This window comes from Pseudoalteromonas sp. QJM3NY_12, from assembly GCF_056173165.1.
On sequence record NZ_CM149661.1, the window covers coordinates 3,079,533 to 3,099,175 of the forward strand.

Annotated in this window: 16 protein-coding genes; 1 reads left to right on the forward strand and 15 read right to left on the reverse strand. The window is 38.7% G+C overall.

The features are described 5' to 3' along the window. Positions 1-7 precede the first annotated feature (7 nt). From AC0VZ5_RS14375 to AC0VZ5_RS14430, 12 genes are all read right to left on the reverse strand, one after another. The gene (locus AC0VZ5_RS14375) at positions 8-712 is read right to left on the reverse strand and encodes a cellulose synthase operon protein YhjQ/BcsQ (protein WP_178956701.1); all 705 of its coding nucleotides are present in this window, start codon (positions 710-712) and stop codon (positions 8-10) included. After that, positions 709-2,793, reverse strand: coding sequence for an SLBB domain-containing protein (locus tag AC0VZ5_RS14380; RefSeq protein WP_464710940.1), 2,085 nt, complete (start codon positions 2,791-2,793; stop codon positions 709-711). The genes AC0VZ5_RS14375 and AC0VZ5_RS14380 overlap by 4 nt, the downstream gene beginning before the upstream one ends. Positions 2,794-2,796: 3 nt before the next feature. Continuing rightward, positions 2,797-3,651 carry an OmpA family protein gene (locus AC0VZ5_RS14385; RefSeq protein WP_475473409.1) on the reverse strand — a complete coding sequence of 285 codons (855 nt, stop codon included), beginning with the start codon at positions 3,649-3,651 and terminating at the stop codon, positions 2,797-2,799. A 20-nt stretch (positions 3,652-3,671) separates the two neighbouring features. Beyond that, the gene (locus tag AC0VZ5_RS14390) at positions 3,672-3,980 is read right to left on the reverse strand and encodes an STAS domain-containing protein (RefSeq protein WP_198522103.1); all 309 of its coding nucleotides are present in this window, start codon (positions 3,978-3,980) and stop codon (positions 3,672-3,674) included. Between the two features lie 166 nt (positions 3,981-4,146). Beyond that, positions 4,147-5,946 (reverse strand): sugar transferase, encoded by a 1,800-nt coding sequence (locus AC0VZ5_RS14395; RefSeq protein ID WP_475473412.1) that lies wholly within the window; start codon positions 5,944-5,946, stop codon positions 4,147-4,149. Between the two features lie 10 nt (positions 5,947-5,956). Further along, positions 5,957-7,033, reverse strand: a complete 1,077-nt coding sequence (locus AC0VZ5_RS14400; protein ID WP_138606327.1) for a glycosyltransferase — start codon at positions 7,031-7,033, stop codon at positions 5,957-5,959. Between the two features lies 1 nt (position 7,034). Further along, positions 7,035-8,528 carry a GumC family protein gene (locus AC0VZ5_RS14405; protein WP_178956705.1) on the reverse strand — a complete coding sequence of 498 codons (1,494 nt, stop codon included), beginning with the start codon at positions 8,526-8,528 and terminating at the stop codon, positions 7,035-7,037. A gap of 130 nt (positions 8,529-8,658) precedes the next feature. Next, positions 8,659-9,795 (reverse strand): glycosyltransferase, encoded by a 1,137-nt coding sequence (locus AC0VZ5_RS14410; protein WP_138606323.1) that lies wholly within the window; start codon positions 9,793-9,795, stop codon positions 8,659-8,661. Positions 9,796-9,799: 4 nt separating this feature from the next. Further along, positions 9,800-10,504, reverse strand: coding sequence for an acyltransferase (locus tag AC0VZ5_RS14415; RefSeq protein ID WP_109875861.1), 705 nt, complete (start codon positions 10,502-10,504; stop codon positions 9,800-9,802). Beyond that, positions 10,470-11,861, reverse strand: coding sequence for an O-antigen ligase family protein (locus tag AC0VZ5_RS14420; protein WP_138606320.1), 1,392 nt, complete (start codon positions 11,859-11,861; stop codon positions 10,470-10,472). The genes AC0VZ5_RS14415 and AC0VZ5_RS14420 overlap by 35 nt, the downstream gene beginning before the upstream one ends. Further along, positions 11,854-13,266, reverse strand: a complete 1,413-nt coding sequence (locus tag AC0VZ5_RS14425) for a lipopolysaccharide biosynthesis protein (RefSeq protein WP_290171349.1) — start codon at positions 13,264-13,266, stop codon at positions 11,854-11,856. Before AC0VZ5_RS14425 ends, AC0VZ5_RS14420 begins: the two co-directional genes overlap by 8 nt. A gap of 9 nt (positions 13,267-13,275) precedes the next feature. After that, complete coding sequence (locus tag AC0VZ5_RS14430) at positions 13,276-14,427, reverse strand: glycosyltransferase (protein ID WP_138606316.1); 1,152 nt, start codon at positions 14,425-14,427, stop codon at positions 13,276-13,278. A 212-nt stretch (positions 14,428-14,639) separates the two neighbouring features. Between AC0VZ5_RS14430 and AC0VZ5_RS14435 the strand changes: the two genes are divergently transcribed. After that, the gene (locus AC0VZ5_RS14435) at positions 14,640-15,563 is read left to right on the forward strand and encodes a glycosyltransferase family 2 protein (protein ID WP_138606314.1); all 924 of its coding nucleotides are present in this window, start codon (positions 14,640-14,642) and stop codon (positions 15,561-15,563) included. Positions 15,564-15,634: 71 nt separating this feature from the next. On the opposite strand, the gene AC0VZ5_RS14440 is transcribed toward AC0VZ5_RS14435, so the two are convergent. From AC0VZ5_RS14440 to AC0VZ5_RS14450, 3 genes are all read right to left on the reverse strand, one after another. After that, positions 15,635-16,594: an endonuclease/exonuclease/phosphatase family protein gene (locus tag AC0VZ5_RS14440; RefSeq protein WP_290171350.1), complete on the reverse strand. Its 960-nt coding sequence runs from the start codon at positions 16,592-16,594 to the stop codon at positions 15,635-15,637. 114 nt (positions 16,595-16,708) lie between these two features. Then, positions 16,709-17,167: a hypothetical protein gene (locus AC0VZ5_RS14445; RefSeq protein ID WP_055013274.1), complete on the reverse strand. Its 459-nt coding sequence runs from the start codon at positions 17,165-17,167 to the stop codon at positions 16,709-16,711. Beyond that, on the reverse strand, positions 17,167-19,362 hold the full coding sequence (locus AC0VZ5_RS14450; RefSeq protein WP_138606312.1) for an LruC domain-containing protein: 2,196 nt from the start codon (positions 19,360-19,362) through the stop codon (positions 17,167-17,169). Before AC0VZ5_RS14450 ends, AC0VZ5_RS14445 begins: the two co-directional genes overlap by 1 nt. Positions 19,363-19,643 lie beyond the last annotated feature (281 nt).

The following is a 19,643-nucleotide window of genomic DNA, read 5'->3' on the forward strand; positions in this document are numbered from 1 at the left end:
AAAAGTCTCAGTAATGTTTAAACAACCACTTTTGTTTATTTATTTTGCTGGTTAAAAAAGCGCACAACCTTGGCCATTTTGGAGAGTGTCGTTGGAAGAGCAGTAGCATGCGCTCCCCTAAAGGAGCAAAGCTATGTTGACTTACCAGTAACTTTATATTGCTATGACCCGCTTGCTTAAGTTCTGCCACGCCTTGACATAACGACTCTTCATTATTAATACCTAGCGCAATAGTAACCAAGGTCAGCTCGCTACATAAGCTTAAAGAATGCAATGGTACATTATTACGATTTAACTTTAATGCTGGCGACATATCCAGCAACACATAATCATATTCTTGCTTTAAACGCAGTACCGCTTCATTTAAAACATGTTTGTTTTTTGCTGAATCAATTGACTCTAAATTGTGAATTGTAAGTACTTCAATACCTTGATAAGGCATAACACTGAGCTGACAGGAAATATCATCAAAACGCCACAACTTAGTCAATGTTGGCAGCTGTTTGTCTAAACGAAACGAACTAATAGGGTTAAGGTCGATAACGAGTACTGACTTATTTTGACTTTTTAAACGTTGAGCAACACTAATACAGGCTGTGGATGAACCTTCGCCACCGTACAAAGAAATAAACGTCACGCACCGTGCTTCATCATCAATCAAGGTGTTACAGATGGTTTCTAGTTCATGATACTGCCCAGGTATCAAGTTCATAAGCTTATCACCAAAGCAATTATGGTTATAAAGTCGAGGAAGTTATCTTTAAATTGACTAATTAGGTCTTGACCTTTATCAGGGACATATAGCGTATCTCCAGCTCTAAGTACCGGAATATTGGCCGAGTTTGGAGACTTTATAAATTCCTCAAGATTAAACACACGAGATTGTTCTTTACAGCATGAATGGTTAACAACCACTATTTTGTCAATGAGAGCTGAACTTGACGGCCCTCCAGCTTCAGCAAGCACATCTAAAATAGACATCGTATCATCAAAGTTATATCGACCCGGCTTTTGCACTGCTCCCATAATACGAACAACTCTCTCTTTAGGGGTACGTAACCAATCTTTGTCTTTTTCTGGAATAAATATTGTGTCACCGGGTGACACATGAGGAAATAACGTTTCATCACCAGTTTCAAAATACATCGCTAAATCAAGTTTGCTCACTCGAGCGCGATTACCATTACGGTGCGTAACTCTAATATTACGAATATCCGCACTACCATTAGGACCATCTGCTGCTGCCAAAATATCAATAAAATGCATATTGTCATTGAACGCATAGCGCCCAGGGGAACCTACTTGCCCCATGATATAAATAGACTTGCTCGATTCTTGACGTATCCATTGCGATTTATTGTCTCCGGGGTCTACTGGTAACTCTTCAACAATAATAGTATCGCCAGCAATTAAACTCGGCAGCGCAATTTCACCGTTAGTAATGGTGTACTTTTCAAGATCAAATCGCTGGGTGACATCGCCATTTCGCAAAATTTTAATATCGTTCACGTTAGCCCCTTTAGTAGGGCCACCAGCATGCGCTAACAAATCAGTAAAGTCCATTTCATCACTCCACTCATAACGACCAGGAGATTGAATAGCGCCTATAATTTTAATCGCTCGTTTTGTCGGAATTTTTAACCAGCTTTTTTCGTTAACATCTGTTTTTTCAGGAACAAATATTACATCACCGGGGTTCAAATCGGGCACTTTAGCGGTGGTTAATCCCTCACTATAACCCTGTAAATCAAAAAGTATGCTCTCTCCGGCAGGGGTTAATATTTTTATTTGCCGTGTTTCTGCAAAGCGCGTTGGGCCCCCTGCATTTGCTAAAATATCTAAAAAGTTAGTACTGTCGGCAGCCTCATAGGCACCGGGCTTTTGTACCTCACCCATAATATAAACCGTGCGTGATGTGGTATTTACATCATCCACCATAATCGGCACATATATGGTTGATCCCGCTTTTAATAGTGGCATGTTGCTATCGGTAGGTTTATCTAAATATGCTTTTAAATCAAAAATAACAGGAGCTTTATCAACAATCACTCTAATTTTAGTTACATCCGCATAGCGAGTAACCCCTTCCGCACGCATCAGCGCATCTAGAAGCGTCATATTTTCTTTAAACGAAAAACTACCAGGGTTGTGCACTTCACCAAGCATAGTAATGGCACTGTTGTCGCTTGCATCCCCTGTAGCACTAAGCGTTTGTGCATCAAAATCAATTTGTACGTTACCAAGGAGTGGAGAAACAGGCACAAACACAGTATCTTCACTTTTAAGCTTTGGTAATAAATTTATGTCGCCTGAGTCTAAATATGCTTTGTAATTAAATTCAATTACTTCATCTTTGCGTCTTATTTGTAAACGATCGAGCTGTGCGCCAGGCCTTAAACCATTAGCCTTAGCTATCACCATCTGAATATTGCCATCATCAGGAATACTCACCTGTGAGGGCGTGATCACATACCCTAAAACATTAATAAATATATCTCTGCTTCTCAGCTCCACATAAAAGTCATCTATTGCAACAAACAACTCTGCAAGAATAGGTTTAAGTTCTGCCTCTATTTGCGCAACCGTTTTATTACTGACCTGAAACTGCCCCACCTCAGGTATATTAATTTGACCTTTTTTGTCGACCTCAAAAGTTGTTTCAAATTCAAGTTCCCCTGGCACATATAAAAACAGCTTATTACCTGCTTGTACTATGGATTCATCGGCTTGCGCTGCAAACGTAGAGTTCGTTATTAAAAAGAAAAAAACGAAGACAGTAAAAATAAATCTCATACATTACTCCTTTTTCTTTTCAATAATTTTAGTCCAATTCATTAGTGACTTTACTTGTTTGCTATTTTCACTTTGCGCGTTAGCATCTAATATAATAGCCTCAACTCGGCGGTCTGAATGGCGTTTTTGCTCACTTTGCTCCGACTCACTAAATGGTTTTAAACTGCCTTGGGTTAAAGTGGTAATGTTATAGGTAGGCACGCCATAAACACCCAGCCAATGCTTAACAGTTTCAGCGCGCTTTAAAGCCAGCTCATAATTACTATTTTTACTGCCTACAGAGTCAGTATGCCCGATAAGCAAAATACTAATACTTTCTAATTGTTTAATTAAATCGGCTGCTTGAGCAACTCGTACGGCATATTTAGGGGTTATTTCAAAGACATTAAATGCAAATTGGTTATCGCTATTTAATAACTCCGCTATTTGCTTTTTTACATTAACTAATGCGGGTTGTTCATCAATCGATGCAGCGCAATTAGTCAACTTTCTAACAGTATCAAAATGGTTAGCTAATTGATTAAGGCCATGATAATGAATTAATAAGTCATGTTCCGCGTCTTCCCACATTTGAGCTGCGATTAAACGACGAATACGATTCTCATAAATTTGGGCTTTTAATAACTGTGCCGGCATACAGGCATTAATATCCTGCGACTTTAATAATTCAAGCTTAAGTTCTAAGTGCTCAAACTCGCTCCTTACAATACTCTCAGGTTGATTAAATGTTTCATCTAGCTGCTGATCATCTAATGGATAGTTTTGGTATTTTTCGGCCAAGCCTCCCTGCCCTTCATCTGGCCAAGTAGCGCATCCGCCTAAAAACATGAAAATGAAAATTGCTATGCTCGCCTTCATAAAACTCTCCCTGATAACCTCTACACAGCGTCAATAAATGGAATGGTTTTATCCACTCTTAATAAGTTCATTAACTTAAACGGCTGCCCGGTGACATTAAGTAAAGATAGCTTATTACTTTGTTTTTCAATTCTTTTATATAGAAAAACAATAGCACCTATTCCCGAAGAGTCGATAAATTCGGTTTTAGAAAAGTCTAAAACAACAAAATTAGAGTCTTGCTCAACGAGCAGCTCAAACTGATCTTTTAGCTCATCGACAGCAAAGCCTGAAAAGTCATTAGGAATGGTAATAACGGTTTGATCGGTTTTGTTGGCTACATTTTTCATTTTAATCACCTATTAAAAGTATGAACTCAAATAGACAGTTACAAGAAGAATGCCAAACTTAAGGCATTGAAATATAAAAACTTTAATGGCTTACTAATTAATTTTTGAAATAGAAGTGCATAATGCAATTGCTTTTTGGGTGTACAATTGCATTATGCGAAGCGGGTTATTGGCCCTTACCAGTAAAAATAACAACCAATGTTTTAAAGAAAATAGTCAATTCCATATAACACCAGCTACGAGCTGATGAAGTGCTCAACATATAGGCGTAATCCCAACCAATTTTATTACGTGCATCGTCAATAGTTTCATCATAGCCATTCATTACTTGCGCTAACCCAGATATACCTGGCTTTATGCCATAAGTACGCTGACAAAAATAGGGAATATCTTTTTCAAGTTTTGAATAAAAAACAGGTCGTTCAGGGCGAGGGCCTATCAACGACATATCACCTATGAGTACGTTCCAAAGCTGAGGTAATTCATCTAACCGTGTCTTACGAATAAAGCGCCCTACTGGGGTAATACGCGGATCATCTTTACTTGCCCATACGGCTCCACTTTTAACCTCAGCATCAACCACCATAGAACGGAATTTTAATACGTTAAAAAGTGCCACAAAGTCATCATCACTTTGCCCTACTCTTAACTGTTTAAACAACACTGGTCCTTTAGAGCTGAACTTAATCACCAATGCAACCATGAGCATTACAGGAAACAGAACAATTAAGCCAGTAGCAGAGCCTAAAATATCAATACTGCGTTTTACTGCTCTGATTATTAAATTATTAGACTGCTTAGTTTGGTGAACGCGCTGCCAATGCTTACTATAATCACCGCGTTCAAATTTAATAATCCCCCAAAAAGCACACAAGTATGCCGCAACCAAATAGTTAATACTGTCGATCACCGGCCATTTAACTTTTATGCTCAAAAGCTGTTTTAATACACCCAGCCCATGTACAGCGGCTAATGTAATACAGGCTACTTTGGCTAAAAACACGTTAGAGAAAACCGCCAGAGAAATTAGTAATCCATAAATCAGTACCAGTATAATGGGCATAATGCCACGTAATACCTTGTGCGAAATATAATTAAAGCTTACCCAGCCTAGTTTTGGATTAAATAGCTCAGACAGCATTTTAATTTGTTGCCAATTGCCAGCGCCTAACCTTACCCTTCTTGCGTAATCATGGCTTTGTTCATCGCATTCACGTTCAACAATGTTGATCTCGTTATTTACTAGCGCTTTGCCACCTTTATTAAGTGCTTTCATCGACAAAATAAAATCATCGTTTATAGTGCTCGCATCTAATAACTGAACATATTCAGCGCGTATAGCAAACATGGCACCCGGTACGCCAATAACAGCGCCTAATGATGACTCCATACTTTTTACTTTATTTTGATACTGCCAATACTGTTGCTGCTCTTTGGTGGCTAAGTCATCTAATATGTACACCCCCGTGATCACATTGACCTGAGGGTCTTTAAAATCAGCATCGATTTTATTTAGTACATCAACGCTGAGTAATGCGCTGACATCGGTAAACAGCAATACATCGTAATTTGGCCTGGTTAGTTTTATTAACTCATTAACACCAAACGACTTGCCTTTATTGACCTTATTAAAATGCAAATGACACACTACATTTTGCTTTGCAAGATGCGATTGAGCAATCATCGCCTCGTCATAGGTTTTGTCTGTACAGCCATCAAGATAAACATGAATGGCATACTGCTCTGTGCTGTATAACATAGAGCCAAGGTTATAGAGCTTTTCACGAATATGTTCTTGCTCGTTGTAGGCGCACATTAAAATACCAAAGCGCGTGGTTGCCGGGGTAGCGTTTAATTCGATGTTCACTTCATCGTTACTAAAAAGCTTTAATAGCAATAAGTAACCAACATGATGGTACAACACCAACACAATCAAAATCGCCAATGTAATCAGTAAAAAAGTCATTGTAATCCCCTTATGAAGCTAAACCATTATAAAAATGGTCATAGGCTTCGCTCATTTTGTTTGCATCCGCAATTGAGAGAATATACTCTCGAATGCATTGCCCGTGCTTCATTTCCAATGCTTTTAATAGGGCAAGTTTTAAGCCAAAAGAATCATTAGGTTTTACTAAAATACCCTGCTTATCACTGACAACTTCACTAATGCCACCGACATCAGTTGCCACTATTACTTTGCCACATGCCATCGACTCTAAAATAGACAGAGGTAAGCCCTCTCGTTGCGAGTACAAGCACATCACATTAATGGCAGAATAAAATAATTCCATATGCTGCACATTTCCTAAGAAATGTACTCGCTCTACCACCCCTAGTGACACTGCAGCACTCATTAATGAAAAACGTAAACTGCCATTACCAGCAAATACGAGTTCAATCTCTTTGGGTAGCGCGGGCAGTAATTTAATTAAATCTAAATGCCCCTTACCTGGCTCTAAACGAGCAGAGCATCCAATGAGCTTTTTGTCATGGGGCAAGTTAAGCTTAATCCGTGCAGTAGCGTCATCTGTATCTATAAACTGTTGAAAATCAATGCCGTTAAGAATAGTACTATCAGCTTTAATAGCGGTTTCGTTGAAAAACTCATTAGCGACCACGTTTGCATCGGCCACCCAATGAATTTTAGTCAGCTTATTCAATACTTTTGTGATCACTCGCTGTTTAAAGTTTTTTAAATACCACGCATCATGAATTGTCGATACGTGTTTAATACTTGGATTAACTAAGCAGGTGAGGCTAGCGTAAAGCATTGGGCCAATGTGATGGCTATGAATCACTGTAATATTATGTTTTTTAATTATTTCACTAAGCTTTTTAATTACACTTAGTTCAAATTTAGGGGCTTTGTTTAAGCTTATAAGTTTTTGCTCAAAGGCTGACAGTGCTGGCCATTCATTTATTGCATCCCTTTCAGTTCCTTCCAAAGAAACAAGAATACTGGTGTTTGCAAATCGACTTTTTTGCATCAAAGTCACGGCCATTTTTTCCAGCCCACCTATTTTAAAGTGTTGAACTAAATGTAAAACGTTCATGTTAATTTCCCTCACTAAGGAAGTGCATTGATGGACTAACCCCAGCATGTAACGTGCTGTGACCAACAATGGGTAAAATGGTAACCACGTCTAGTGACGATAGTTTTTCAATGGTTTGAATATCTTTTAAATGACTGTCGAATAAGGTCGCAACAAACACACAGGTGACACTGGTAAATATGCCTAAAACAATACCCATAATAATTGCCACCACGAGTGAAGTATTAATTGGTTGAGTAGGACTATAAGCTCGCTCAATGGTTTTAACTTTGTCAGGGCCTTCATACTTAACCAGCTTGCCTGTCACTTTTGCCATTTCGTAACGCCCTAACATGTCTTTATATAATGACTGTTTAACATCGTAGTCACGCTCGAGCTTTCTAAGTTGTTTTTCTATATCACTGGTTACTAGTAAGCGCTCGCTCACTGCATTGACTTGTTTTTCTAACATGTCGTATTCTTGCTGATGCTGCAGAACATTATTTTTAGCTTCTTCTAGAGCGAGTATTTGTGACACCAACACATTACTTTCATTGTCATTTCCACTGGGTAAGGTATTAGCCATTTGCCAAAGCTGATCAATATTAGTGGCATCAAGGCCTTTACCACTTTCAATTAACGCTTGTTGCCGTGCTCTAATGCTGAGTAGTTCGCGCTTTTTTGAAACCACTTTGCTGTGTTTATCGGTATAGCGGGTTTTTAAAAAACTGAGCTCTGATTCTGCAGTAATTATTTTCTCTTCTATACGACCGAGAATCGGGTTTGCTTGACCCATTTTTGTAGTAAGTGCCTCAAGCTTGGCATTAGCGCCTGAGAGCACAATGGACTTTTGTTGTTGATCACTTAATAACTTATCGAAAGTTTGCCTATTACTGTGTAAAACAGCGGGTAAGGTATTACTGTTTTTTGCTTTAAAGCTTGCCAATGAAGCCTCAGAAATCTCCAACTCTTCTCTTAAACTTACCAGTTGCTGATAAAAAAATTGCTCAGAGGTATCCAGTGATGCTTTCGTTGGGGCTAATAAACTTTCTATAAATTTCTCTACCACTTTTTCAAGCACCGCCTTCATTTGGGTTTGGTCATGCCAAATAAAGTTAACCCGAACTAGCTCGTCTCCCACCAATGATAAGGAAAGCGCCTGTGAAAGCTCTTGATGTATTTTTTCTATTTTGGCGGGGGATGCATCCTTTGGTACTAAATTGGTTTCTTTTGCCACGGCAATCAGAACTTTGCGGCTAATCACTAAGGTACGCAAAGCTGCCATCCTATTTGATAAATCAAACGAGAACGACAAATCATCTAAATAGGGATTAAGCAGCGCCGATTCTTCTATAAGAATAGTGGCGTGGTTTGTATATTGTTTTTGTGACGTTGCCGCGAGTACAATCACTACTACGGGTACAATCAGCAACGGCAAAACAAATAACTTTGCCCTGGTGTAAACAGCGTACAAAGCTAAATAAAGTAATCTTTTTATTTGCTCTCTAACTAACATATTCGCTACCCATTGATTTGCATATTGCTATGCGAAACTTTGCGGCTATTTGCAAAATAAAAATTTACAGCGTAAATAGCCTTCTTTAATGGAGTAGTTGCACAGGGCGCGCCAATATTATAGTTATGGTTTAATCGGAGGGATTTAATATTTGTAGATCGTTGATCACAGTGAGAGCTTTTACCGGCCAGCTATGCTCTTTCGCTATGTTTTTTTGGACTGCATGCAATAAACTTAATTTTGCTTGACTGAGTGACAACGCCTGATCAATTTTTTCAATAAAGTTATTCTGTGACTGAGCGATAAAAATTTGCGAGTGATAATGATTCACTGCCGCGAAATCGGTTGCGACTATCGGTTTGCCTACCGCTAAATATTCTTTTAATTTAAGCGGGTCGCAAGCCCTAATTTGCTCATTATCGACAAATGGTAAAATAGATACATCCCAATGAGCCGAGAAAGATACCAACCGTTTATGCTCAACCGCACTAATATGCGTTACATTTTTAAACTGCAACAACCCTGAAATGGGAGTGGTAATATCGCCAACTAATACCAATTGATATTGCGGCCTAGCAGTGGCCAACGCCATTAATAAAGGGATATCTAGCCAGGCATTGATACTGCCATAAAAGCCAATAATGGGGGCTTTAATAGCGCTGATTTCTGCGGCTTTGTCGACATTACTCGTAAATAAATCAAAGCTCACGCCATGTGTTAGTAACTTAGTTTTTTCAGCAGGCATTTTAGTTTTTAATAACTCGCTGATCACATAAATAAGATCTGCGTTTTTAATCAGCTGCTGCTCAAAAGGCGCAATCAGCATAGGATCAACCCCAGCCAGCGCACTAAAATCGTCACCACAATAATAAATTAGCGAGTCGGTGGCTCTTTTATCAAACAGATAGCATGCCGTTGGCACACTTAACCAATATACAATAGGTTCACTGGTTTTATGAGCACCAATATGACGAGAGAAAACCCAACGGTTATAACAGCGCACTAAGCCATTATCATGCCATGGTAAAATAGGCAGTTTATATACCGTCATATTTTTAGGCGTGGCTATTTTACTATTATTAGAGGGTTGAAATAGCTGCTTAAATTTATTAAAAATACGTTTTATGTCGTGCAGCTTTACGCTAGGTTTACGCATTCCCACAGAATTAACCCAATTCACTTGCTGTCTTTTTGCAAGCTCTGAAAATAAATGCTGAGTACTACTAGGGTGGCTCCCCCAATCTTCTGCAAAAACAATAAATTTCATTCGCTCACTCCACTATGTTTTTGACTACTTTAGCCGGATTACCTGCGGCAATAGTAAAATCGGGAATATCTTTGGTTACCACACTGCCCGCCCCTATAATGGCTCCTTTACCTATGGTTACTCCAGCAAGTACCGTAACACCGGTCCCAATCCATGCTCCACGCTTAATAATAATATCGCCAATTTGACTCTCGTCATCACTTTGGCCGTTCGCACGACGTTCACAATCAATTGGGTGACCAGGAAAGCCTGCTAAAAAAACACGTCCCGCAAGTCTTACATCATCTTCAAGTACAATTTTTCGTCCTACCGAAAACGCATTTTGCCAGCCAATATCAACATTATTACCAATACTTAGTAGAGGCTCACGCTCATTACTTACACGGCCACACAAAGTGCTGATCCCCGAGATCCTGACATCGTTTTTACATTCAACCCTTAATTTACCAATTACCTGAGGCATACCCGAATATAAATATAAACGTTTTTTACTGCCTTGAATTTGGCTTTTAAATAATGGGGTGTAATAAAATATTCTCAGCAGTTCATGAACAAACTGCTTTATAAAATGGTGCAGATGATAAAGCCCACTATGTAGTAGAGGAATAACGGGTAGCTGTGGATTACGCAGCGACTTTGCAAATTTAAACAAACGTTTTGCCGAGGGACTGTTACTATTTTTTAGCCAATACTTTAGTTGGGTCACCATAAGACGAATCCTTATTACTATCGATAGTCAGCTTTTCTAGGGCAATGGTCAGCGACAAAATGATGTACAAAGGCCACGTAAAAGCTTGAGTTAAAAACGTACCTGCAACCATAAAACCAATTAAACCGGCTTTTAGCGCATTAGCATTCACTGTCACTTCAGAATTAAAGTTAAGCTTATTAATGCAAAATACTCGAGACAAGCTGCGATAAATACTGGCGATAACCAGTAAAAAAATACATATACCAACAAAGCCTGTTTCACCAAGCACCTGAAACCATGTACTATGCACTGCATGATTCTTGCCATCCCAGTGCGGGCTATAAAAGTAATAGTTTACGAAGAAGTTATTTACCCCAACTCCTGTTAGCGGGTTAGCAAGCGCCATGTTTATTGCAGCTTGCCAAGCATATATTCGACCCATAGCAGACTCATCAACTCCACTTTCAGCAGCACCACCACTTTGCCTATCTGAAATCCCCGCAAAGACCATCATGGCAAGCATGGCAACTGCCCCACATGCAGCCACAACCACTGGATTTTTTACCTTTTGATATAAAAAGAAACTTAAAATAGCAGCAATACCTAATAGGCCGCCTCGGCTTTGCGTAGCTATTACTCCTGAAATAGCCAAAATTAAACCAACGCCTGCAAATAATCGTCGATATGGATTGTTGTATGTATTAAATAATTCAGCAGCTAAAAAAGACACAGGAAACATCAGCACTAAAGATAAATCATTAGGATCGCCCAGTTGTGAACGATACTCTCGAGAAATAGTGACTCGGGTGCCCTCAACTAGCCCCACACCATTAATTTTGTTATTCAGTGCCACCAGCGCAATGGCCACACCAGAAATCATAATTCCTAGTCTTACGTAACTAAAGTGAGAAAATCGCGTTAACCACCAGCTGATCACAAACACCATAATAAAAACTTTAACCAACACTCCAGACCAATACTCAATAGCAACGCCACGGTTTGAAGCCGAAAACACACACACGGTAAGCCACACAAACCAAATGACAAAAATAAGATGAGCTGAGCTCCAATGCGGTTTTAATGTTTTGGAAATAAATAAATGCCAGAAAATGGCCAGTAAAGAGGCTAGCGCTAAGAGTTTAGGGATTTTAAGCGGCATTAAAAATACAAATGCCTCATGAATCCTAAAATAACTAAATAAAATAAATAAGATAATAAACACAGTACTAATACGCACGGCTAATACGCCAGCAAATGGCAGTAACAATAAAGCAAAAGCAGCTATGGGCCCAAATAACGAATATAAGCTTAAAATAAGCGCCGTTATCACTAAGCCATTTATTAATAAGTAATGCTCTTTATACCAGTTAACCATGCGCCTTCCTTGCTAAAAGCCGTTGCAATATTCCCGTGATGTGGTGTTTATACTTTTTAAATAACACCGCAAACAAACATATCAACACAGCAACCTGTCCTACAATGTAGTAAGACACTTGAGTCACACTTAACGAAAACACAAGAATAAAGCACAGCCAGCTAGGGAGCAGACTGTGTACTTTAAATGCTAAATGCTCTAGCTTTTGACTAATAACTACAAACAGTAGCGTTTTTAAAGTTTGCGCCAATGCTAGCGATACAACAGCACCTAATATTCCCCATTTTGGCACTAAAAAACTTAATGCAATTAATACGCTCGTAGCACTCACTGCATTAATAATAGTCACAAACAAGCCGTTATAGTGAACATAACAACCAATATTAAGTAAATCGCTATGGTGTCTCAGCACAACAATGAGTATTAAACTGGGTAATAACCAGGCATTAAGTAAATAATTTTGTGGTAAAACGAGGGTGAATAAGTGCGGCGCTAAAAGTAGCATTATGCAGCAAAGGGTAATCGCAATCTCAAGGCTTAATTCACATAAAAACACATAGTGGTTGCGGCTTGAGGTTAACTCGTCAAAACGGCGTGAAAACCACCACATTCTGATTGGTTCAAATGTAAACGAGGTCATGACTGCAAATTGCAGAGCGACATAATATTGAGCGAGCTTTTCTTTGCCCACACTGGCTACAATATACCAGTTTTCTGCGCCATTATTAGCGTACACAAAGAGTGAAGAGACAATAATGCTTAACAAAAACAGCGTATTTTTAGGCGTAATATTCCATGCGATACATTTAAAACTAATATTAATCGTGCGTGCTATTTGCCACAGTGACAGTATCAGTACAATAAAACTCGCTATCACACCAGATAGCATAACGCCAGTTACACCATAGCCTAGATATAGCAAGATGATGGTCAGTAGAGTTTGTCCGACCCCTTGTAAAACAGCTAAATAGCAGAACTGCTTAGCCATTTCGTAATACCTAAAAAAACAAAATACAATCGACAACACCGACGAAAATGCCAAGTTAACAGCTAATAATTGCAAATCTATTTGATTAACAGAGATAGGTAATAAATTCAGCAAAAGGTCAGCAAACAATACAACAGCAATTACAAATGCAGTGCTTAACACACTACATAAAATCAACGCATCCCTAAATAAAGCTTGCTTAAAAACAACGCTTTTCATTTGCTGTTTAAAAAGGAGCTCAGGTAAGCCTAGGCACAACAACAAAGACATTACGGCTGAAATAGAGACTAAAAAATTAAGTTCACCAAACTGTGCAGGGCTTAAAAGACGAGTCGATATAGGGAGTAAAGCAAAGCCAAGCCCTTTGAGCAATAATGTTGATAGTCCAAAATAGGCTATTTGCTTAAGTCCGTTCATCTTCATTCCTTATGAGTTTTGCACCCAAGATGACAACTTTTTAGCTTGTGAGCTGGCATTAAATTTATTTGCTACCAATCGTTTAGCATTGATACCTTTGGCATATCGTTCATAGGGATTAAGCTCACAGAATTGAGTTAAGATAGTCTCTAAACCAATAATGCTTGAAGGCTCACATTTAAAACCAACAGAATCATTTACAATTTCTTTTGCCCCCATAAGCTTGGTCGTTAGCACAGGAATACCACTGGCCATAGCTTCTTTAAGAACTACTGGCCCAGTGTCTCTGTCACCATTACTAGATACACAAAATGGCGCAACCAGTGCTGAGTAGTTACTGGTATTTTTTGATAACCAAAGAGGCGTACGACGCCCTAAAAATCGAACATCTTTATCAAGCCCAAGCTCTTCACACAAAAACTTTAAATCATTCATTAATGGGCCTTCGCCCACGATGTCTAGACATATGGCGTATTTTTTACTTAATTTTTTTATAGCGGGTAATAGAAATTGCAGTCCTTTCTTTTCAACTAAGCGCCCAATGAATAACAATTTAACAGACTCATGAAGTCGATTTGGAGTGCTGCTAAATAAACTTAAATCAACACCACAATGCAATAGCTCAACTTTTCCAACTTTGTAATTACTTAGTTTTTGAGCCATGTCTTTACACACAGCAACCGAGAAATCACATAACGAAAGCTTGAGTTTGAGATCGGTATCGTTTACATATACATCATGACCATGACCGATTGAAGAGACACTAATACCCGCAATTTTGCTAGCAACAATCGAGTATGCCAACGGTGCATGCATAAAGTGACAATGTATATGAGAGATACCGTGCCGCTTAATTATTTCTGCAATGTTTAACCCATACCCTAGAAGCGACATGGCTGAGATTGAGGTAAAGCGAAAAGCAATTTTAGCAGCGTTAAGAGCTACTAGCGGCTTAGACATTGCAAATTTAGCAGCAGCACTAAAAGACTTTTTAATGATAATTACATTTACACTGCTATCGAGATTTGCACTGGTATTTAAATTCTCAAAGGTAATAACACTTACTTTATGACCTGCTTTAACAAGTGCATTTATTTCTGTCACCACAAAGGTTTCTGACGGGATATGGAAGCTTGGTACAACAATGCCTATATGTTTCATGCTAAATACTCCAAAAGATTCTAATGGTTATTTCGCAAGAACCATGCCCAGTTAAAAAGCACTAAAAATGGTTAGATTAAAGTCAATTTGCGAACATATATTGCAAAATGCAAAGCATTAGACAAAAAACACTCCACAAAGCTATAAAAATACTTGGCGCTTAACTTGCGTAGCACTTATCTAGTTAATTAATAGAAGCCAGGGTGCAGCTCATGAATATAGAAATAAGCGTTATTATCCCAAACTACAATTGCAAACAGTATTTAGCAAAGGCACTGAGTAGTGTTATTGCTCAAAAAAATGTCAATCTAGAAATTATCGTTGTAGACGATGGCTCAACCGATGGCAGTGTTGAATGGTTGAGAAAAGCGCAGAACACATTTCCACAGCTGGTTATTTTAGAACAAGAAAATACCGGTGTAGTTAATGTACGCAACCGCGCTATTGCAGCTTCTAAAGGGGACTACATTGCATTCTTAGATGCCGACGACTATTGGAGTGATGATAAACTGTATGAGCAATTAGGTTATATGAAAGAAAACTCCGAATGTGTTTTAAGCTTTACTAACTATATGCATGTAAATGAAGACTATGAGCCTATTGTGGATTGCTTTTCTTTTTGGCCTGAATTTTCAAAATTTGTTGATAAGAAAAATATGGGCTACCAAAATTTAAAGTCGCCAATGGACTTGCTTATTTTTGCTAATGTAATAGGAACCTCTTCAGTTATGGTTAAACGCTCAGCCATTAATTATATCGGCCGATTTGATAACGTATTAAACAGCGCAAGTGATTGGGATTGCTGGTTAAAACTTGCAAGAATTGGTGATGTAGCTTTTTCACCGCGCATAGCCATGGATTACTTAATGAGAGCGGGCTCTATTACTGCGAATCGTAAAAATAGGCTCAACGCGATGAAAGAAATTGTTTCACGCTGCAAAAGAGATGCTGGAATGATTGCACAAATAAAAGCACAGGCACGTATATTAGAATGCTACGGTGAGTATTATCGAGAAATAGGCGCAAAATTTAAAGCGTTATCGACTACAACTGCCGCGTTTACGTTATTCCCGCATAAACGTAATTTACGCCATTTATTACATGATTTAAAAAACACATTTACTACTGCATCATAAATACTTCGCCAATACACAGCAAATAGCGTTTAAGCTATTTGTTTTGTATTGGCCTAAAGTAAATACTTCACCTAACTTTTTAAATTTAATGTATAACTTAATATTTTATGATCGCTGCCTTTAAACTCACTCACTTCCAGAGAAGATAAATTAAACTCTTGATTGAAAATACAATGGTCAATTGGCAAGCCTGTCATTAAAGTGTGTTTTATTGCAGTAGGTGCAAAGCTGGTATATGCATTTGCAGCTGCATAACAACTTTGCGCATTAAACCAATTAAAATAGCTCGACCAGGGAACAATATTTAAATCTCCCGCAATAAACCAAGGATCTATCTCTTTTGTACTCGCCTCGTTCATTGCTGATAATAACCGATTACGATTATGCCAATGAGTAGCAGTTCTTGGTGAAGGTGGATGGGCAATAAAAGCGGTAATAGGATGTTTATCTAATAACAGCTTAAGCTTAATATAACCTAATCGGTCGCCATCTAATTTAACTTGCTGTCTGTGTATAATCGGTAAACGCGAAATAACCACAATGCCGTAGGGGATCCCTTCGACTTCGCGATAACCAAACAAACTAGCTTTATTTAAAAACGGTTTGAGCAAATGCCGGTTTAAATCGCTAAACTCCTGAAAAACAAGCACATCCCATTGCTGGTTTTGTAAGTTCTTTAGATGCATGTCTACATAGGGATTATTGTAATTTAGATTAATTTGCTTAACTGTTATCGCAGCCTTCGAGGGAATGACTTCTAATGAATGCAGCGGTAAAAGTGAACTTAAATTGATAATACAAATAATCGCAATCACTCCCCCTAGCCATAGTTTTTTTAGCGCAAGCAGTAACAGTGCAAAAAACAACGCAGCAGCTAACAAAGGAAACCGAAAGGATATTAATAAATCAGCGTAATAAAATTGCCACGGATTAAATGCGGCAACAATTAGCATCAAGGCAATTACTGCGATAACAGCAATGCTATAACCTCTTTTTGAATTACACCGCCTACTCGAAATAACCTTGAACATGAACGCCCCTTTTAACAATAAAAAAAGAATATACCTGAGTATATTCTTTATCTTAACTTTGAGTTTTATCAATTAAGCCGATAAAACTTAACCAGAACTCGACATAACCTGATGTTATCTAATCTCAAACATTTGGTTTTGTGTTTGAGCATCAAACTGCCAAGTAAAAGCAAGTGGTTGGGTGCTGGTATCGTAAAACCAAATTTCCGCTACTAGCTCAATATCTTGTCTGCTCATCGCAAGGGTAGTTGTGAGTGCACCTTGCGTTAAAGGGGCTCTAAATAAGCAATTATTGTAATCTGCTCGCTCTGCATTCGATTTTTTCTGACAAATATTCAGATACGCTCTTTCATCACCTCTAGAAAGCGCTACATCAATAGCTAAATTAAATTTTGTTGATAAGTTAAAGTCATTATTGATAACTAAGTTTGCCATTCCTTGGGGCTCAGCTGTTACTGGATCAGCAACTGGTGGAGCTACATTAGTCGGGGCAGGTGCTGCACTTTCATCGCCTCCGCCCCCGCAGGCTGTTAACAGTGATAATGAGCATAAGATAACGGTTAATTTATTCATTACTGTTCTCCTTTAACAACCACACTCGGTGCGTTGTAACTGTTAAACCACTGCGGCGCTTGCTGACCTGACGACTGTGCAAAATTAGCAAAACGATCATAAGCGTTGGTGATGTCTACCCCTTCAAGTGGATGTAGCCACTGCATACCGACTTCAATTGCCCATGGAAGGCCATTTTCAGTTTGAAAAAATAACTCAGAGGCTTGCTGAGTGGCATCATCTGCACCATTAACAGCGAATAAACTACTATCGAAAGCCTCTGTTGGCGCTTGGTTTTTTAGATGAACCTCCCAGCTTCTTGCATTTTTACCAACTAAAAAGTCACCATGATAAAATCCTTCGCTACCAAAAATGAACGGATCGAGAAGTGTACCAGGTGCATTCGCTAGCGCTTTAGCTGCTTTTAATGGAATAGTCATACTAAACGTTACTTTACTGTTTACGTCACAATTGCTTTCGGTTCTAAAGTAATCACAGCCGGCTTGCTTCGTAATATGTTGCCAAGTGTCCTGCATGAAAATCAAAATTGCCTGCTCACGGTTTGCTTCTAATGGCGAGTCTAGTTGCGGCTCTCCATTGATAGTGTAAATGATATTTTGCTCATCAATTTCACTGCTTAAAATAGCATTGGTTGTGCTATTAGTAGTTTCTGTAAGCCTTACAGCAAAACCATTGTGATAAGTTGCGCCCACTCCAACAAGTTGACCATCAATTTTATAGCCAACCACATTGCTTCCTTCAATCAGCTGCGTAGTACGATAATTTACAACGACATCATTAAAGTCGTAATCGCCTGAGAACGGCCATTTATCTTCATAGGCAAGCGTAACCCAATCGTTTTCACCAGGATAAACAGCGCTAGCAAATGTGGTTATTGGATAATCTTCCACTTCGCCACCTAGCACCCCACCCGTGGCAGTAATTAATGATGCCTCGGAGCCATCAGTAACTCGAAAGCGAGCCCATGTTTGCCCTGCTTTAACATTGCTCGGTACGCTAACTAAAATACTATTATCACCTTTGTTAAGCGGATACTTAGTTACCATGCGCTCAGATTCACTAAAGCCACCATTTTGATCCCAGTCAAACCAAGCATATAAAAAGCTATCAGCTGACGCGTTAACAATAATTTGGCTATCTTGCCCTGCAGCAATCGCGGTTACAAAACTAACCCCGTCATCGGAGTCATCAATGGGATTCTTGATTAAATCATCATTCGTATTGATGTTTTCACCATCGACCGTTTCACCCAAGTAAATAAGATTACTACCAGTACTATTAGGATCAAATAAGTGTCGAGCACCACTTTGCTCAAGACTCGTGTTATATGGACGAGGAGCATCACCAAAATCGATAGAACTATCGGTAACTGCAACTTCTGCAATAGCGCATCGCGCACCATCATTTTGACTAGATTTAGGTCCTGAGGTAAATACGTTTGCTGTTGGTGTGTAGTCAACTACGGGGCTAATACTTAAATCAACTTTATGTATTTTTCCGCTTTTGTTATTACTAAAGTAAAACTGACCGTCAATGTCAAAGTAAGCGGCACCAAATGCGCCCGTATCATCACCAATATCGAGCTGAGTTATAAATTTAGAAGTATTATTAGCAACGTTAATTTCATGCAAATCACCATTTGATTCAACTGCATAAAGTAAATTACTTTGTGGATGAAAGGCAAAATCATAAATCCCTAAATTCCAGTTAGCACTATTAGGTAAAAGCTGCGCAGTAATCTCAGCGGTTAAATCTAAGTTTAAATCAATTTCGTAAAGCCCATACCGAGGAGTATAAACATAATATGAAGCGCGCTGATTTGCTGCATCGCCTGTTACCTGAATGTCACCTACATAAAAATTAGTATCTGGCAGCCCTGTGATATTTAAGCGAGCCATTTGGTAGTTACTGTCTATTTGCACCACACTTTTTGGTGCTTGGCGACTAAAGCCATACAAATACTGATCTTTATAATTAAAGCCAATGGCATTTACGCTTTCATTGTTTGCCTCAGTAGCAAACGTTAAAGTCGCGGCTAACACCGTAGGCTTAGCCGATACTAAATCTATACCGTATAACTGTGCTTTAGCATCTTGCATTAAAAAAGCCTGGCTTGGACAATTCTCAAATGGCTGACTAAGAACGGTGCAAGGCCACAATACACAGCAAACTTTTCCGAGATGGGTTAATTTCATACGTAAGCCCTCTATAGTTACATAGTTGAACTAATGCAGACTTTATTCCAAACTTTAACCTATTGAATTTAAATAATAATAAAAAATTACATCACTTAGATATGCAAGTTGCAACACATGTATTTGCATTATGCGAGAGCCAAAAGTATCTTCACTAGCTTTCTGTACCTGTGCTCGTAGACACTGGCTATTTGCTTTAAACATGCAGCAGTTGAGTAAGCTTCATTAAATAAAGTACAATAGAGGAATTAAGGCTGGCCTTTTTAATGGCTGTGCTTGTT

Bases quoted from the DNA above. Each gene is read 5' to 3' on its own strand.
- AC0VZ5_RS14380 (WP_464710940.1), bottom strand. From the start codon at position 2,793: ATGAGATTTATTTTTACTGTCTTCGTTTTTTTCTTTTTAATAACGAAC.
- AC0VZ5_RS14445 (WP_055013274.1), bottom strand. From the start codon at position 17,167: ATGAATAAATTAACCGTTATCTTATGCTCATTATCACTGTTAACAGCC.
- AC0VZ5_RS14425 (WP_290171349.1), bottom strand. From the start codon at position 13,266: ATGAACGGACTTAAGCAAATAGCCTATTTTGGACTATCAACATTATTG.
- AC0VZ5_RS14415 (WP_109875861.1), bottom strand. From the start codon at position 10,504: ATGGTGACCCAACTAAAGTATTGGCTAAAAAATAGTAACAGTCCCTCG.
- AC0VZ5_RS14435 (WP_138606314.1), top strand. From the start codon at position 14,640: ATGAATATAGAAATAAGCGTTATTATCCCAAACTACAATTGCAAACAG.
- AC0VZ5_RS14450 (WP_138606312.1), bottom strand. From the start codon at position 19,362: ATGAAATTAACCCATCTCGGAAAAGTTTGCTGTGTATTGTGGCCTTGC.
- AC0VZ5_RS14420 (WP_138606320.1), bottom strand. From the start codon at position 11,861: ATGGTTAACTGGTATAAAGAGCATTACTTATTAATAAATGGCTTAGTG.
- AC0VZ5_RS14385 (WP_475473409.1), bottom strand. From the start codon at position 3,651: ATGAAGGCGAGCATAGCAATTTTCATTTTCATGTTTTTAGGCGGATGC.
- AC0VZ5_RS14440 (WP_290171350.1), bottom strand. From the start codon at position 16,594: ATGTTCAAGGTTATTTCGAGTAGGCGGTGTAATTCAAAAAGAGGTTAT.
- AC0VZ5_RS14410 (WP_138606323.1), bottom strand. From the start codon at position 9,795: ATGAAATTTATTGTTTTTGCAGAAGATTGGGGGAGCCACCCTAGTAGT.
- AC0VZ5_RS14430 (WP_138606316.1), bottom strand. From the start codon at position 14,427: ATGAAACATATAGGCATTGTTGTACCAAGCTTCCATATCCCGTCAGAA.
- AC0VZ5_RS14390 (WP_198522103.1), bottom strand. From the start codon at position 3,980: ATGAAAAATGTAGCCAACAAAACCGATCAAACCGTTATTACCATTCCT.
- AC0VZ5_RS14400 (WP_138606327.1), bottom strand. From the start codon at position 7,033: ATGAACGTTTTACATTTAGTTCAACACTTTAAAATAGGTGGGCTGGAA.
- AC0VZ5_RS14405 (WP_178956705.1), bottom strand. From the start codon at position 8,528: ATGTTAGTTAGAGAGCAAATAAAAAGATTACTTTATTTAGCTTTGTAC.
- AC0VZ5_RS14375 (WP_178956701.1), bottom strand. From the start codon at position 712: ATGAACTTGATACCTGGGCAGTATCATGAACTAGAAACCATCTGTAAC.
- AC0VZ5_RS14395 (WP_475473412.1), bottom strand. From the start codon at position 5,946: ATGACTTTTTTACTGATTACATTGGCGATTTTGATTGTGTTGGTGTTG.